Origin of the sequence: Rhodoferax ferrireducens, from assembly GCF_049302455.1 — a bacterium.
Taxonomy (GTDB): Bacteria; Pseudomonadota; Gammaproteobacteria; order Burkholderiales; family Burkholderiaceae_C; genus Rhodoferax; species Rhodoferax ferrireducens_B.
Window position 1 is genome coordinate 13237 of sequence record NZ_JBAQMD010000057.1, and the last position, 15650, is coordinate 28886.

The 15650-nt window shown below is 59.8% G+C and carries 16 protein-coding genes; 12 read left to right on the plus strand and 4 right to left on the minus strand.

Features of this window, described 5'->3' with window-relative positions:
* Window positions 1–57: 57 nt before the first annotated feature.
* On the plus strand, window positions 58–438 hold the full coding sequence (locus tag WA157_RS10105; RefSeq protein ID WP_422620825.1) for a diacylglycerol kinase: 381 nt from the start codon (window positions 58–60) through the stop codon (window positions 436–438).
* Window positions 439–464: 26 nt separating this feature from the next.
* Here the strand turns inward: WA157_RS10105 and WA157_RS10110 are convergent, their stop codons facing one another.
* From WA157_RS10110 to WA157_RS10125, 4 genes are all read right to left on the minus strand, one after another.
* Window positions 465–2447: an LTA synthase family protein gene (locus WA157_RS10110; RefSeq protein ID WP_422620826.1), complete on the minus strand. Its 1983-nt coding sequence runs from the start codon at window positions 2445–2447 to the stop codon at window positions 465–467.
* A gap of 69 nt (window positions 2448–2516) precedes the next feature.
* Complete coding sequence (gene proC, locus WA157_RS10115; protein ID WP_422620827.1) at window positions 2517–3332, minus strand: pyrroline-5-carboxylate reductase; 816 nt, start codon at window positions 3330–3332, stop codon at window positions 2517–2519.
* A gap of 85 nt (window positions 3333–3417) precedes the next feature.
* The gene (gene glpK, locus WA157_RS10120; protein WP_422620828.1) at window positions 3418–4908 is read right to left on the minus strand and encodes a glycerol kinase GlpK; all 1491 of its coding nucleotides are present in this window, start codon (window positions 4906–4908) and stop codon (window positions 3418–3420) included.
* Window positions 4905–5669, minus strand: a complete 765-nt coding sequence (locus WA157_RS10125; protein ID WP_422620829.1) for a DeoR/GlpR family DNA-binding transcription regulator — start codon at window positions 5667–5669, stop codon at window positions 4905–4907. The genes glpK and WA157_RS10125 overlap by 4 nt, the downstream gene beginning before the upstream one ends.
* Window positions 5670–5828: 159 nt before the next feature.
* Between WA157_RS10125 and WA157_RS10130 the strand changes: the two genes are divergently transcribed.
* The 11 genes from WA157_RS10130 to WA157_RS10180 all read left to right on the plus strand — a co-directional run bounded on the left by WA157_RS10130 (window position 5829) and on the right by WA157_RS10180 (window position 15647).
* On the plus strand, window positions 5829–6902 hold the full coding sequence (locus tag WA157_RS10130; protein WP_422620830.1) for an ABC transporter ATP-binding protein: 1074 nt from the start codon (window positions 5829–5831) through the stop codon (window positions 6900–6902).
* 1 nt (window position 6903) lies between these two features.
* Window positions 6904–7980, plus strand: a complete 1077-nt coding sequence (locus WA157_RS10135; RefSeq protein ID WP_422620831.1) for an ABC transporter ATP-binding protein — start codon at window positions 6904–6906, stop codon at window positions 7978–7980.
* On the plus strand, window positions 7977–8870 hold the full coding sequence (locus WA157_RS10140; RefSeq protein WP_422620832.1) for a carbohydrate ABC transporter permease: 894 nt from the start codon (window positions 7977–7979) through the stop codon (window positions 8868–8870). The genes WA157_RS10135 and WA157_RS10140 overlap by 4 nt, the downstream gene beginning before the upstream one ends.
* A complete protein-coding gene (locus WA157_RS10145) occupies window positions 8863–9675 on the plus strand; it encodes a carbohydrate ABC transporter permease (protein ID WP_422620833.1) in 813 nt (270 codons plus the stop codon). Before WA157_RS10140 ends, WA157_RS10145 begins: the two co-directional genes overlap by 8 nt.
* Window positions 9676–9688: 13 nt before the next feature.
* The gene (locus tag WA157_RS10150; RefSeq protein WP_422620834.1) at window positions 9689–9997 is read left to right on the plus strand and encodes a DUF2160 domain-containing protein; all 309 of its coding nucleotides are present in this window, start codon (window positions 9689–9691) and stop codon (window positions 9995–9997) included.
* Window positions 9998–10084: 87 nt separating this feature from the next.
* Window positions 10085–11818, plus strand: a complete 1734-nt coding sequence (locus tag WA157_RS10155; protein WP_422620835.1) for an ABC transporter substrate-binding protein — start codon at window positions 10085–10087, stop codon at window positions 11816–11818.
* Window positions 11819–11952: 134 nt separating this feature from the next.
* Complete coding sequence (locus tag WA157_RS10160) at window positions 11953–13653, plus strand: FAD-dependent oxidoreductase (protein ID WP_422620836.1); 1701 nt, start codon at window positions 11953–11955, stop codon at window positions 13651–13653.
* Window positions 13654–13696: 43 nt separating this feature from the next.
* Window positions 13697–14389 carry a nucleotide-binding protein gene (locus tag WA157_RS10165; protein ID WP_422620837.1) on the plus strand — a complete coding sequence of 231 codons (693 nt, stop codon included), beginning with the start codon at window positions 13697–13699 and terminating at the stop codon, window positions 14387–14389.
* 47 nt (window positions 14390–14436) lie between these two features.
* Complete coding sequence (locus tag WA157_RS10170; RefSeq protein ID WP_422620838.1) at window positions 14437–14655, plus strand: cysteine-rich CWC family protein; 219 nt, start codon at window positions 14437–14439, stop codon at window positions 14653–14655.
* Between the two features lie 112 nt (window positions 14656–14767).
* On the plus strand, window positions 14768–15097 hold the full coding sequence (locus tag WA157_RS10175) for an ArsR/SmtB family transcription factor (protein WP_422620839.1): 330 nt from the start codon (window positions 14768–14770) through the stop codon (window positions 15095–15097).
* 67 nt (window positions 15098–15164) lie between these two features.
* Window positions 15165–15647 carry an arsenate reductase ArsC gene (locus tag WA157_RS10180; RefSeq protein WP_422620840.1) on the plus strand — a complete coding sequence of 161 codons (483 nt, stop codon included), beginning with the start codon at window positions 15165–15167 and terminating at the stop codon, window positions 15645–15647.
* Window positions 15648–15650 lie beyond the last annotated feature (3 nt).

The following is a 15650-nucleotide window of genomic DNA, read 5'->3' on the forward strand; positions in this document are numbered from 1 at the left end:
TCATGTTTCAGCTGTCTGCTGTTCCCGAATATGCAGACGTACACATCACTTATCCTCATGCAAGAAACTGAGAAAAGCCCCTTCAAGGGGAAAACGGGAATGGGCAGGATAGCGAACGCCCTCGGCTACTCGATGGACGGTTTAAAAGCGGCCTGGACACACGAAGCCGCTTTCCGGCAGGTTTGCCTGTTGGCTGTTGTGGGTGCTGGCGTGATGCTGTGGCTCCCGCTGCCAAGCGTCTCCAGGATGATCCTTCTTTTCGCGCATCTGTTTAGCATCGTTGTCGAACTCATCAACTCTGCCGTCGAGGCGGCAGTTGATCACACCTCATTGAACGAACACCCTTTGGCCAAACGCGCCAAAGACTTGGGTAGTGCGGCCCAGTTTGTCAGTCTGGTGAACATTGCCGCCGTGTGGCTCGTTTTGCTGTTCGCCTGACCCAGGGTCGGCCCTTCGATCGGGCCTTACTTTCCCAGCGAGGTGCGTACGTTCCAGTCAAGCAGGCCATAACGCGCGCGCTCCTGAAGGTCGTCTAGCGGATTGAAGCGGCAGTCTTCGGTCGGCGTCTCAACTGAACTGCAGGAAAAAGAATCTTTGTTACCCAACTGCCACATGCCTTGGGCGTTGCGGGCTTCGCCGGTAAAGAACAATGCGCGCGGCGCGTTGATCGGGTTGGGCTTGTCTGCCAGCGGTTGCAGCAGATTTCGCCCGGCATTGATGTAAGGTCCCGCCACACCCACCAAGGGCAGCAGCGTGCTGAACATGTCCCGGTGACTGGCAGGCAAGGTCTGCTGGTTGCCGCAGGACAAATCCTTGCCCCAAATCACGAAGGGAACCTGGCGCATCAGATAGCGCCGCCGCGCCTCGGCGTACACGCCAAAGGACCGCACATTGTGGTCCCCCGTGGCGGCCAGGATCGTGTTGCCGTAGTGCGGTCCATGCTGGACATCTTGCACAAACTCACCCAGAAGGTCGGTGGCGTAGTGGTAGGAGTCCAGGTTCAACTCCAGCGTGTCCGAGTTGGTCTCGCCGCGCCACAGCGCCATGTCACGGGGCACACGCTTGTAGTCGGCAGGCAGGTCGTAGGGCGGATGGTTGGTGGAGGACAGTACAAATATAAAAATGGGCCGGTCGGCAGGCTGCGCAGCGAGCCGTTTTTTCAGGTACTTGAAGATATAACCATCCCAGACGCCCCAAATACCCAAATTGGCTTCCGGATAGGCTGCTTTGAGTGTGTTGGCGTCCACCACCTCGTCAAAGCCCTGTACCTTGAGCACACGGTTGAGATCGCGCCAACCCGCCCGGCTGGATGTCACAAACAGCGTTTGGTACCCGGCTTGGCGAACCACCAGCGGAATCGACCAGGCGATGGGCTTGCGCCCCACATCACCCAGCGTCAGGGGCGTGATCGGTGTTGAAAACAAGATGGCTTCCAAAGACGGGTGGGTGCCGCCGTTCGCAGAGTCAAAGTTGCTGAAATGGCAGGCTTTGTCCAACGTCGGGGTCATGCGCCCCATCACATCGAAACGGGGGCTTTGGTACAGCAGGGGCTCTGCGCTCCAGGACTCCATCAAGAAAAAAACCAGGTTCTTCTTGGCCCCGTCTGGCACCGGTTCATGGGTGCGCAGGGCCGCTTTCAACGCAGCCTCGCTGTCGTGTGGCAGCCCCAGCACCTCAGCCGCAGCCAGCGGTGAATCAAACCCCAAGGATTTCAGCCCAACCAAGGGGTTTTTAAGATTTTGAGACATACCCCTGCTGTCCCAAGCGTATTTCAGCGCAATCACGCCGTTGGGCACCATGTCATTCAAAAACTGGGAGGTGGTGATCGTCAGGTGTTGGCGTTGCAGCGCCATCGCGCGCAGAGTGCCTTTGCCGGCCAACAAGATGGCAAAAAGTGCCACCACGATCACGGCGAGTTTCAGGACAACAGGACTGGCCTGCAGCAGGGTGTCCGGCTTCATGTGACGAAGCAACCAGCCGTGACCAGCAACCGTGCCCGCAGTGAGGGCGATGCCTAACAACATGGTCAGAATAACCGGGAAGTCGCGCCAAATGGTTTGTAATACGGCAACGGTGTCATCCTCCATCAGCCCAAACACCAGCGAATCGATGGGTGTCTTGTAAAAACCAAAATAGTGCAGGTTGATCAAAGACATCATGATGTAGCCGAACGCGACCGCTGTGCCAATACGCACGTTGACGCGACCTGTTACCCAGGGTAAGACCAGCAGCAGCAAAAAACCCGCAGCAGCACTGACCTTCAGGTCAAACCGCAACCCCTGCAAGATGACCGCCGCCACGTCCGAGGTGGGCACTTGATAGCCCGCTGGCCAAAAATACGCCAATTGCCCCAGACGCACCAATGACAGTGCTACAACCAAAGAAACAATCAGTATCCACGCCCGCCCGATGCCCCTCAACAAGGCGTTGAAAAAGACAGCTTTCAAAGCTTGGTGCTCAGTTCAAAAACCAACGACGTTCAACAAAAGGCGCGCATCTGGTCGGTTGCTGAAGTGCTACTCACCGCCCAATTCGTCGCCCAACTCCTGGGCTCGTTGCCGGGCGGCGTAGATGGCGTTGATGAATTCGGCCTGCAGGTCGCCGTCTTCCATCGAAGAAATGGCCGCAAAGGTGGTGCCGCCCTTGGAGGTGACGCGCTGGCGCAAGACTTTGGGCGGCTCGCTCGAAGTGCGGGCCAGTTCACTGGCTCCGACAAAGGTGGCCACCGTCAGCTGGTGCGCCTGCTCGCGACTCAATCCCATTTCACAACCGGCGGTGGTCATCGCTTCCATGAAGTAAAAAACGTAGGCGGGGCCGGAGCCCGACAGGGCAGTGACCGCGTTCAGTTGCCCTTCGGCGTCAAGCCAGAGAAACTCGCCGGTGCTGGCCATCACCTGGCCGATCCAGTCCTTGTCCGCGCTTGACACTGCCGGGCGGGCAAACAGGCCGCTGATACCTTTGCCGATCAGCGCCGGTGTGTTGGGCATGGCGCGAACCACGCGCTCGGTGCCGAGCCAGCGCGCGATGCTGTCGCTGGGAATGCCGGCGGCGACGCTCAGGTGCAAGGCGCCTGGGGTGTGGGGCGCCACGGCCAGTGCGGCGTCCTTGAAGCTTTGTGGCTTGACGGCCCAGATCACCAAGTCGGCCTGGGCTAAAAATGCCCCCGCCTCGGCGTGGGGCTGCAGGCCATAACTGCTGGCGAGCTTGTCGCGCGCTTCAGCCAGGGGCTCCACCACGTCAATCTGACTGGGGGCCAAACCTTGCTTGATCAAGCCGCCGATGATGGCGCTGGCCATGTTGCCGCCGCCAATGAATGCGATGCGTTGGGTCATGAATATCCTTAATTGGTTGAGGACAGAGCTTGCGCACTGCGTGTCGCTGCGGTCTGTCCCGCGAGATTCAAGTGGGGGAGTTTAATCAAAGCACGGTTTGCCGCACCGCATGTTCCCAGTGCTCCATCAGTTCAGCCGCACGCTCAGGTGCCAGCGTGGGCAAAAAGCGTCGCTCGGCTTGCCACAATGTACTGATTTCGTCCGTACTTCGGTAAACGCCGGTGGCCAGCCCGGCCAAGTAAGCGGCCCCGAGTGCGGTGGTTTCAATCACCGCCGGGCGCACCACCGCAATGCCCAACAAGTCGGCCTGAAATTGCATCAGCAGGTCGTTGACGCAAGCGCCGCCATCGACGCGCAACTCCGCCACCGCGCTGCCGCCAGCGTGCACGGCGTCGCGGCTCATGGCCTGCAGAAGGGCGGCGCTTTGAAAAGCAATGCTCTCCAGCGCCGCGCGGGCGATGTGCGCCAGCGTGCTGCCACGGCTCAAGCCCGTGATGGTGCCGCGCGCGTCAGGCTTCCAGTAGGGCGCTCCCAGCCCGGTGAAGGCGGGCACCACCATCACGCCGCCCGCGTCAGGCACGCTCTCGGCCAGCGCCTGCACTTCGGAGCTGCTCGGAATAGCGCGCAAGCCGTCGCGCAACCACTGCACCACGGCGCCACCGACAAACACGCTGCCTTCCATGGCAAATTCAGGCTGCGCCGTGGTTTGTGCCGCGCTGGTGGTGATCAGGCCGTTGGTCGAGGTCTGGAAGCTGTGGCCGGTGTGCATCAGCATGAAGCAGCCGGTGCCATAGGTGTTCTTCACCATCCCGGGTTTGAAGCAGGCCTGGCCGAACAAGGCGCTTTGCTGGTCGCCTGCCACGCCGCCGATCGGGATGGCAGCACCCAATAAATCTGGGCTGACCTCGCCAAACAGCGCGCTGGAGGGCTTGATAACGGGCAGCAAGTTGGCCGGAATATCGAGCGCCTGCAGCAGTTCATCGTCCCACTGGTTGCTGTGTACATTGAACAGCATGGTGCGCGATGCGTTGCTGACATCGGTGGCGTGAACGGTGCCGTGGGTGAGCTGCCAGATCAGCCAACTGTCCACCGTGCCAAAGGCCAGTTCGCCGTTTTCGGCCTGCTGGCGCGCGCCAGGGACGTGGTCCAGAATCCATTTAAGCTTGGTGCCGGAGAAATAGGCGTCAACCAGCAAGCCGGTTTTGGCCTGGACCGTGGGCGTCAGGCCGCGTGCGCGCAAGTCAACGCAGGTCGGCTCGGCCCGCCGGTCTTGCCAGACGATGGCGTTGTGAATCGGTGCACCGGTTTTGCGGTTCCACACCACGGTGGTTTCGCGCTGGTTGGTGATGCCCAAGGCGCGCACCTCACGGGCCTCAATGCCGGCCTTGGCCAGCACCTCACGTGCGGTGGCCAGCTGGGTACGCCAGATTTCAAGCGGATCGTGCTCGACCCAGCCGGGTTGCGGGTAGATTTGCGTGAGTTCCTGCTGCGCCTGGGCCACCACTTGCCCCTGGGCATTGAACACAATGCTGCGCGAGCTGGAGGTGCCCTGGTCAAGAGCGAGCAAATAAGTCATAGGGTTACCTCAAAACGAACTTGTGCCTCAGCCAGCAGGGCTGGAAACGGCTCGGGCGGCGGTGCATCGGTAAACAGCCGGTCAATCTGGGCCAGGGTGCCCACCTCCACCATGGCCGGGCGGTTGAACTTGCTGCTATCCGCGGCCAGCCAGACCTCGCGCGCATGCGAGAGGATGGTTTGCGACACCTTCACCTCGCGAAAGTCATAGTCGCGCAACGAGCCGTCGGCCTCTATGCCCGAGATGCCGATGATGGCGATGTCCACCTTGAATTGGCGTATGAAGTCCACCGCGGCCTCACCGACGATGCCCTGGTCCCGTCCGCGGACCACGCCGCCGACCACAATCACTTCGCACTTGGGGTTGACGCTGAGGATGGTGGCGACGTTGAGGTTGTTGGTGATCACGCGCAGCCCGCTGTGATGCAAGAGCGCACGCGCAATCGCCTCCGTCGTGGTACCAATGTTCAGGATCAGCGAGCAGTCACTGGGCACCGCAGCAGCAACCGCGCGCGCGATGCGATTTTTGCCGTCGGCATGAAGGTTTTCACGCTGCTGGTGTGCAATGTTTTCGACCGTTGAGCTGGGCACACGCACGCCGCCGTGAAAACGCGTCAGCAAACCCTCGTCGTCCAGGCGCTGCACGTCACGGCGCACGGTTTGCAGCGTCACGCCCAATTTGTCGGCCAGTTGTTCTACCGTGACCGAGCCCTGGGTCTGCAGCAGGGCGAGCAAGGTGAGCTGTCTGGGGTTGGGTTTCATGTTTGTATTTTGTCTTGAATTGGCAGATGTGCTAACTCTAAAACGAAACGAAAAGAACATTTATAGGGTAAATACCGATACAAAAGGAATAAGAACGAACAATAATTCGCGGCATTCAATAGTCGATTCAGTTAAAACTTCATCTGTAAAGGTCGTGTGATGCATTTGACGCTTGAGGGCATCGGTAAAAAAGTCGGCAGCCAGACCTGGCTTTACGACATGAGCCTGCAACCGTGCAGCGGTGCGGTGACGGTGTTGCTGGGGGCCACCCAGGCGGGCAAGACCAGCTTGATGCGCATCATGGCCGGGCTTGATGTGCCCAGCCACGGCAACGTGCTGGTCAACGGGGAAAGTGTGGTCGGTGTGCCGGTGCGCAAGCGCAATGTGGCCATGGTGTACCAGCAGTTCATCAACTACCCGTCTTTGAAAGTGCGCGACAACATTGCTTCGCCCTTGAAGTTGAGCGGCGAAAAAAACATTGAGCAGCGTGTCAACGCACTGGCTGAAAAACTGCACATCGAGATGTTCCTGGAGCGCTACCCGGCAGAGCTCTCGGGCGGCCAGCAGCAGCGGGTGGCGCTGGCCCGTGCCCTGGCCAAAGGTGCGCCCTTGATGCTGCTCGATGAGCCGCTGGTCAATCTCGATTACAAGCTGCGCGAGGAGTTGCGTGACGAGCTCAGCGCCCTGTTTGCGGAGGGCAACTCCACCGTGATTTATGCCACCACCGAACCCGGTGAAGCGCTCTTGCTGGGTGGTTACACCGCGGTGATGGATGAGGGTGAACTGCTGCAGTATGGCCCCACAGCAGAAGTCTTTCACAAGCCTAAGTCGCTGCGCGTGGCGCGGGCCTTCAGTGATCCGCCGATGAATTTGTTGGCCGCCAGTGCCGCGGCGACGGGCGTGCAGTTGAACGGGGGACCGTTGCTGCCTTTGGCTTTGCCCGCCACGACATCGCGCAAATTCACCGTGGGCTTGCGCGCCAGTGCCTTGCGGGGGCAGGCGCAAGACGGTGATGTGGACCTGCCCGGCAAGGTCGAACTGGCTGAGATTTCGGGGTCGGACACTTTTGTGCATGTGGCCACCCTGGTGGGCGAGGTGGTGGCGCAATTGACCGGTGTGCACTACTTTGAATTGGGTGCGCAAGTCACCCTGTACCTCAGTCCGGCACAGGTCTATATTTTTGATGAACAAGGGATGCTGCTGCTGGCGCCCGTACGCGGCGGAGGGCGCTGACATGGCACGCATTGAACTCGATCTGGCGCATGCCTACGCGCCCAATCCCAAACAGGACAGCGACTACGCGCTCCTGCCCTTGAGGATGACATTTGAAGACGGCGGCGCCTACGCGCTGCTGGGCCCCTCAGGCTGTGGCAAGACCACCCTGCTCAACATCATGTCGGGCTTGCTGGCTCCGTCGCAGGGCAGCGTGCGTTTTGATGGGGTCGATGTCACGCGCGCCTCGCCGCAGGCGCGCAACATTGCCCAGGTGTTCCAGTTCCCGGTGATTTACGACACCATGACGGTGGCAGAAAACCTGGCCTTTCCCTTGCGCAATCGACAGGTGCCCAAAGAGCAGATCAAAAAACGGGTGGGCGAGATTGCCGAGATGCTGGAAATGAGCGGCCAGTTGAACCAGCTTGCCGCCAATCTGGCGGCAGATGAAAAACAAAAAATATCCTTGGGCCGTGGCCTGGTGCGCCCCGATGTGTCGGCGGTGTTGTTCGATGAGCCGCTGACGGTGATTGATCCGCATCTGAAATGGCAACTGCGGCGCAAGATCAAGCAGATTCACCACGAGCTCAAGCTGACCATGATCTACGTCACGCACGATCAAGTGGAAGCGCTGACCTTTGCCGATCACGTGGTGGTGATGGCGCGCGGCCGTGCGGTGCAGGTGGGCTCGGCGGCCGAGCTGTTTGAACGCCCCAGTCATACCTTTGTCGGGCATTTCATCGGCTCGCCGGGCATGAACTTTTTGAGTGGCCAAGCCGATCAGACTGGTTTTCACGTTGCGGATGCTGTCCTGGTGCCGCGGCCAGGGCAAGCGCTGCCGCCCGGTGTCATCAAGTTGGGCGTGCGGCCCGAGTACGTGGTGCTGGTGGCGCCGCACACACCCGGCGCCCTGCCGATGACGGTAGCGCAGGTGCAGGACGTGGGCACCCACGTCATGTTGAGCACCAGTTTTGCCGGCCAGACCGTCAAGGCGCGCTTGTCGTCGGATGCCGGTCACTTGAGCCACGGCGACACGGTCTGGCTGCAAGTCCTGGGCGAGCACACCTGCTTTTATCAAAATGAGGAGATCGTCGCATGAGTACGACCATCAAGCCGGTCAACCAGAAAGCCTGGTTCCTGATCCTGCCCGTGTTGATTTGCGTGGCCTTCTCGGCCATCGTGCCGCTGATGACGGTGGTCAACTATTCGGTGCAGGACATCATCTCGCCCGAGCGGCGCGTGTTTGTGGGCACCGAATGGTTTGCCGCCATCATGCGCGATGAAGAGTTGCATGGTGCGCTCCTGCGGCAATTGACGTTCTCGCTCTCGGTGCTGGCGGTAGAGCTGCCGCTGGGCATTCTGCTGGCGCTGTCAATGCCAGCGCAGGGCTGGAAGTCATCCGCCGTGCTGGTGATCGTGTCGCTCTCCCTGCTGATTCCATGGAATGTGGTGGGCACCATCTGGCAGATTTTCGGGCGTACCGACATTGGCTTGATGGGCGCTGCGTTGCAGGGGCTGGGCATCGAATACAGCTACACCGGCAACGCCACCCACGCCTGGCTGACGGTGTTGTTGATGGATGTCTGGCACTGGACACCGCTGGTTGGTTTGCTGGGTTATGCCGGCCTGCGCTCCATTCCGGACGCCTATTACCAGGCGGCCCGCATTGACGGCGCCAGCAAGTTGGCGGTGTTTCGGTATGTGCAGTTGCCCAAGATGCGCGGTGTTTTGATGATTGCCGTGCTGTTGCGCTTCATGGACAGCTTCATGATTTATACCGAGCCTTTTGTGCTGACCGGCGGCGGCCCTGGCAACTCCACCACCTTTCTGTCGCAGTTCCTGACCATCAAGGCGGTCGGCCAGTTTGACATTGGCCCGGCGGCGGCTTTCTCGTTGATCTATTTCCTGATCATCCTGCTGCTGTGTTTTATTTTGTACAACTGGATGCAGCGCGTAGGCACGCAGGAAAAGGAGGGTGGCCATGAATAAGCCGGCGTTTCAAAAGCGGACTTTGTTCCTGCTTGTGTACATCGTGTTTGCCTTGCTGCCGGTGTACTGGATGATCAATATGTCATTCAAGACCAACGGAGAAATATTGGCCAGTTTTTCGCTGTTTCCGCAGCACTTCACCTGGGACAATTACAAGACCATCCTGACCGATGCTTCGTGGTACTCGGGCTACATCAACAGCTTGATTTATGTCGTCATCAACACCGTGATTTCGATCACGGTGGCCTTGCCTGCCGCCTACGCGTTTTCACGCTACAGCTTTTTGGGTGACAAACATGTGTTCTTCTGGTTGCTGACCAACCGCATGACACCGCCTGCCGTGTTTTTGCTGCCCTTCTTTCAGCTCTATTCCACCGTGGGTTTGATGGACACGCACCTGGCCGTCGCTTTGGCACACCTGCTGTTCAACGTGCCCTTGGCGGTCTGGATTCTGGAAGGGTTCATGAGCGGCATTCCGCGTGAAATTGATGAAACCGCGTACATCGACGGCTACACGTTCCCCGCGTTTTTTGTCAAGATATTCCTGCCGCTGATCAAGGCCGGTGTCGGTGTGGCGGCGTTCTTCTGCTTCATGTTCAGTTGGGTCGAGCTGCTGCTGGCACGCACCCTGACCAGCGTGAATGCCAAGCCGATTGTGGCCATCATGACACGCACCGTGTCGGCCTCCGGCATGGACTGGGCCACGCTGGCCGCCGCCGGTGTGTTGACGATTGTGCCGGGCGCGATTGTGATCTGGTTTGTGCGCAACTACATCGCCAAGGGTTTCGCGATGGGCAGAGTCTGATTAGGAGAAATGAATGTTTGAATGGATGGCCTGGACGACACCCGTCGCCGTTTTTTTCAGTTGTATTGCGCTCATGCTGGTTGGCATGACGGTGTGGGAGATCAAGTCACCCACGGTTATGCGGCGCGGCTTTCTGCCGATCGCGACCACGCGCGGAGACCGCTTGTTCATTGGATTGTTGAGCGCCGCCTACATCAATCTGGCGTTTGTCGGCCTCAGCGGTCGTCTGGTGCTCTGGCTGAGTCTGGAGTCAGAGCCCTCGATCTGGATCAGCTTCGTGGCGTCCATGGGCGTGTTGGCATTGATCATGCGCAAAGGGTAGTGGCGAGTGTTTCAAGGATCGGCTTGTTGTCCCCTGGAGCCGAAGCAGCCTTTGAATCAGGGGCATACACATCTGAGGAGATCGATTATGAAGTTGCGTTTTAGCGCGTTGGCAGTGGCGGTAGCCTGCAGCGCAATGTCCAGTCAAGGTTGGGCTGATGAGGCTGCGGCCAAGAAGTGGATTGACGCTGAGTTTCAGCCGTCCACCCTGTCCAAAGACAAACAAGCCGCTGAAATGAAGTGGTTTATTGACGCAGCCAAAAAGCTCAAGGCCAAAGGCGTGAATGAAATCGCTGTCGTCTCCGAGACCATCACCACACACGAATACGAGTCCAAGACGCTGGCCAAGGCGTTTACCGAGATCACGGGCATCACGGTCAAGCACGACATCATCCAGGAAGGTGATGTGGTCGAAAAACTGCAAACTTCCATGCAATCTGGCAAGTCGATTTACGACGGCTGGATTTCAGACTCGGACCTGATTGGCACCCACTACCGCTACGGCAAGATCATGAATCTGACCGATTACATGACCGGTGCGGGCAAGGAATATACCAACCCGGGTCTGGACCTGAAAGACTACATTGGCACCAGCTTCACCACGGCGCCGGACAAAAAAATGTACCAGCTGCCGGACCAGCAGTTTGCCAATCTGTACTGGTTCCGCGCTGACCTGTTTGCGCGGGCCGACCTGAAGGACAAGTTCAAGGCCAAATATGGTTACGACCTGGGGGTGCCGCTGAACTGGAGCGCCTACGAAGACATCGCCGCCTTCTTCAGCGAAGATGTCAAGACCATTGATGGTAAGCCGATTTATGGCCACATGGACTACGGCAAAAAAGACCCATCGCTGGGCTGGCGCTTTACCGATGCGTGGCTGTCGATGGCCGGTACGGCAGATATTGGCATCCCCAATGGCATGCCGGTTGATGAGTGGGGCATTCGGGTTGGCGCGGACAAGTGCACACCGGTGGGGGCCTCGGTGTCGCGCGGCGGGGCCACCAACTCGCCCGCAGCCGTCTATGCATTGACCAAGTACGTGGACTGGATGAAGAAATACGCACCCAAGGAGGCCAGTGGCATGACCTTTGGGGAGTCCGGTCCGGTGCCCGCACAAGGCCAGATTGCGCAGCAAATTTTCTGGTACACCGCCTTCACCGCTGACATGATCAAGCCCGGTTTGCCCGTGGTGAATGCTGACGGCACGCCGAAGTGGCGCATGGCACCCGGCCCGAACGGCCCGTATTGGAAGCAAGGCATGCAAAACGGCTACCAGGACGTGGGTTCGTGGACCTTCTTCAAGGACCACGATGCCAACAAGACGGCCGCCGCCTGGCTCTATGCGCAATTTGTGACGGCCAAGACGGTGTCGCTGAAGAAAACCATCGTGGGTCTGACGCCGATTCGTGAGTCCGACATTCAGAGCAAGGCCATGACCGACATGGCGCCCAAGCTCGGCGGTCTGGTGGAGTTCTACCGCAGCCCGGCGCGCGTGGCCTGGACACCGACCGGCACCAACGTGCCCGACTATCCGAAACTGGCACAACTGTGGTGGAAGAACGTGGCGGTGGCGGTAACGGGTGAAAAAACGCCGCAACAAGCGATGGACAACCTGGCTGACGAAATGGACAGTGTCATGGCTCGGCTGGAGCGCGCGGGCATGGCGCAATGCGCACCCAAGCTCAACCCCAAGGGCGATCCCAACAAGTGGCTAAGCGACAAGGGCGCACCCTGGAAGAAACTGGCCAACGAAAAGCCCAAGGGTGAAACCATTGCCTATGACACGTTGTTGACCGCCTGGAAGAACGGCAAGGTCCGTTAACCAGCGTCTTGAGACTTTCAATGCTCTAAAGTGCGGCCGTGTGAGCAACAACATCACACGGCCTTTTTTCCGGCTGGTGATGCGCATAACGCAGACGCCAGCAAGATTTTTCGAATAGCCGAGAACCTTGATTCATGGTCACCCCAACGCAGCCCTTATTGACCCATCGGGCCGAATTGATCAGCCGTCTGGCCGCGCCGCGCCACTATGACATCACCATTGTGGGCGGTGGCGCGACCGGCCTGGGCGTGGCGCTGGACGCAGCGGCGCGCGGCTTTAGCGTGGTGCTGGTCGAGTCGCATGACTTTGCCAAAGGCACCTCCTCGCGCGCCACCAAGCTGGTGCATGGCGGCGTGCGCTACCTGGCGCAGGGCAATATTGGACTGGTGCGCGAGGCATTGCGCGAGCGCACCACGCTGCTGCACAACGCGCCTTATCTGGCACAGCCGCTGGCGTTTGTGATGCCCTCGTACAAGTGGTGGGAGATGCCTTTTTATGGCATTGGGCTCACCCTGTATGACGCGTTGGCGGGCAAAGCCGGCCTGGGACGTACCGAATTTTTAAGCCGCGCCAAGACACTGGCGCTGTTGCCCGCGGCGCAGCCACAGGGGCTCAAGGGCGGCGTCAAGTACTGGGACGGCCAGTTCAACGACGCACGCCTGGCACTGGCGCTGGGCCGCACGGCGGCGGCGCGTGGCGCGCTGCTGGTGAACTACTGCCGCGCGCTTGATTTGTTTTACCAGGAGGGCAAAGTCGCCGGACTGGTCTGTCAAGACACGCTCAGCGGCCAGACCTACCGCATCCAGTCGCGCTGCGTCGTTAACGCCGCTGGGGTCTGGGTCGATGAGCTGCGCCAGAAAGATGGCGCCGCCAATGGTGCCGATGGCAGGCGGCCCACCGAACCGATGGTGGCACCCAGTCAGGGCGTGCACATGGTGGTGGATCGTGAATTTTTGGGTGGTGATACCGCCTTGATGGTGCCCAAAACTGCCGATGGCCGTGTCTTGTTTGCCGTGCCCTGGCTGGGCAAGGTGATTCTCGGCACCACCGACACGCCACGCCATGACCTGGCGCGCGAGCCGCTGGCGTTCAAGGAAGAAGTTGATTTCATTCTGACCGAATCGGCGCGTTATCTGCGTCGTGCGCCCAAACGCTCGGATGTCAAGAGTATCTGGGTCGGCTTGCGCCCGCTGGTCAAGCCGCCAGACGACGAGGGCGACAACACCAAGGGCTTGAGCCGCGAGCACACGGTGCTGGTCAGCCGCAGTGGGCTGGTCACGGTGACCGGCGGCAAGTGGACCACCTACCGCGCCATGGCCGAAGACGTGCTGGCGCAGTGCGCCGCCAAGTCTCTGATCGACGCGCGTGCGGCCGGCGTCACCGTCGATTTGAAACTGGTCGGCGCCGATGAGACGCCGGGCGAAGCACACTCCATCAGTCAGCCGCCGGGCCTGCATTCGTATGGCAACGAACAGGCCCTGGTGATGAGCCTGCCCGGCGCGCAATCCGTGTTGTGCGACGGCCTGACCGAAGCCATGGTGCGCTTCGCGGCGCGTTACGAGTATGCGATCACCGTCGAAGACGTCCTGGCGCGCCGTTCCCGCTTGCTGTTTCTCGATGCCCGCCTGGCCAGCTCCCTGGCGGCGCAGGTGGGTGCCATTCTGTTGCAGGAAACCGGGCTCGACCCGCAGGTTGATGCGTTCACCGAGCTGGCGCAGCACTATTTGTGTTTGCCGGCATCGTGCGAACGGGTCGATCAGCCACGCTCTTTGAGTGCCGATGCGACAGAAGCTCAAGTTCTTGCTGATCCGCGTCAAACGTCGCAGCGGGCATAGCTGGTATGCTTTTGTCTTTGCTTTGTTAACGAAGGATGAATCCATGAAGAACCTGCTGCTGGTCTGTCTGCTTGCCGCCACCCCCTTTGCGACGTCCAGTTGGGCCGCTGATAAATCCGCCCCCGTTGCGCCCGCGGCCGCCGGTGTCTCGGGCGAAGTCCTTGAGGTGAAGGACGTTGAAATTTATACCTACCTGCGTCTCAAGACCAAGGACGGTGAAATCTGGGCCGCGGTCAGCAAGGCGCCGGTCAAGGTGGGCGCCAAGGTCACGATTGAAAATTCAACAACCATGACTAATTTTGAGAGCAAAACGCTCAAAAAGACGTTTCCGAAGATTCTTTTCGGCACCCTGGGCGGCACGGGCCAGGCATTGGCTGGCGCGCCTGCCGCTGTTGCCAAAGTGGTGGACACCAGCCCGATCAAGGTTGCCAAGGCCAGCGGCGCCAATGCACGCACCGTGGCTGAAGTGATCACCAAGGCAACTGAACTGAAAGACAAGCCGGTGCGGGTCAGCGGCAAGGTGGTCAAGTACAACGGCGGCATCATGGGCAAAAACTGGATCCACCTGCGCGACGGCACCGGGTTGGAAGCCGATGGGACCAATGACGTTTTGGTGACCACCGCCGCCGAGGCAAAACTCGGCGCTGTTGTGACCGTGACCGGCGTGGTGCGGACCAACAAGGATTTTGGTTCCGGTTATAGCTACAAGGTGCTGATCGAAGACGCCAAGCTCTAGACCTGAGCGTTGGTGCTGGTGCCAAGGCCCAGCACCGGAGTGGCCCCATGCAAGAAACCGAGCCCATTGACCCCACGCGCTGCCCGCTGTGCGGGCAATCCAACCAATGCGCCGGGCAACTGGAACGTGTGACCGGCATCAAGCAGCCGCCGTGCTGGTGCAACCAGGCCATGTTCTCTGCCGATCTGCTCGCCAGCGTCCCGGCGCACGCGCGCCGCAAGGCTTGTATTTGCGCCGCCTGTGTCCAGGTTGGCGCTTACTCATAAATTTATAGCGACTAGCCCATACTGGACGGGGGCTAGAGCCTGATTTGGCACAAATAATTGTGCCGGTCGCCGCATTTGTTCAATGCTTCAATTAATCTTGTATCATCGCACTATGGACAAATTACTCGCCACCACCATTTTTGAATCGCTCGCCTCGGGTGTGCGCCTGGATATTTACCGCCTGCTGGTCAAAACCGGGCCGCAGGGTTTGGTGGCGGGAGAAATTGGCAGCGCGCTGGAGGTGCCACCGACCAATCTGTCGTTTCACCTGAAGGCCTTGGCGCACGCGCAGCTTGTGTCAGTGGTGCAGGAAGGTCGTTATCAAAGGTACCGCGCCAACCTGGCGTTGATGCAGGAGCTGATCGGGTATCTGACCGCAGAGTGCTGCGCCGGCCACCCCGAGCAGTGCGCCGAGATTTGCCTGGCGCCGGTTTGCGCCTGATGGTTTCCAGGGCCATTGCTGTGACGGCCTGCGTTCTTCAATCTCCAACTTCACTTCTGTCTGAACCATGAACATTCTCTTTTTGTGCACCGGCAATTCCTGCCGCTCGATCCTGGCTGAGGCCACCTTCAATCACCTGGCCCCCAAGGGTTGGCAAGCCATGAGCGCGGGCAGCCACCCCAGCGGCTATGTGCATCCGCGCTCGTTGGCCTTGCTGGCGCATGAGGGCATTGCGACTGCGGGCACTACCAGCAAGTCGTGGGACAACTTGCCGCAAACGCCTGATATTGTGGTTACCGTGTGTGCCAATGCCGCCGGTGAAGTCTGCCCGGCTTACCTGGGCCCGGTGTTGCGCACCCACTGGGGTGTCGAAGACCCGGTGCACGCCGTTGGCACCGACGCAGAAATTGATGCCGCCTTCATGACGGCCTACCGCATCTTGCGCGCGCGCATTGAAGCTTTTTTAGCGCTGCCGCTGGATGCGCTGCAGCACTACCCGCAAAAGCTCAAGGCCGAACTGGATCGCATTGGCACGGTAATGCCGGGTTGAGTC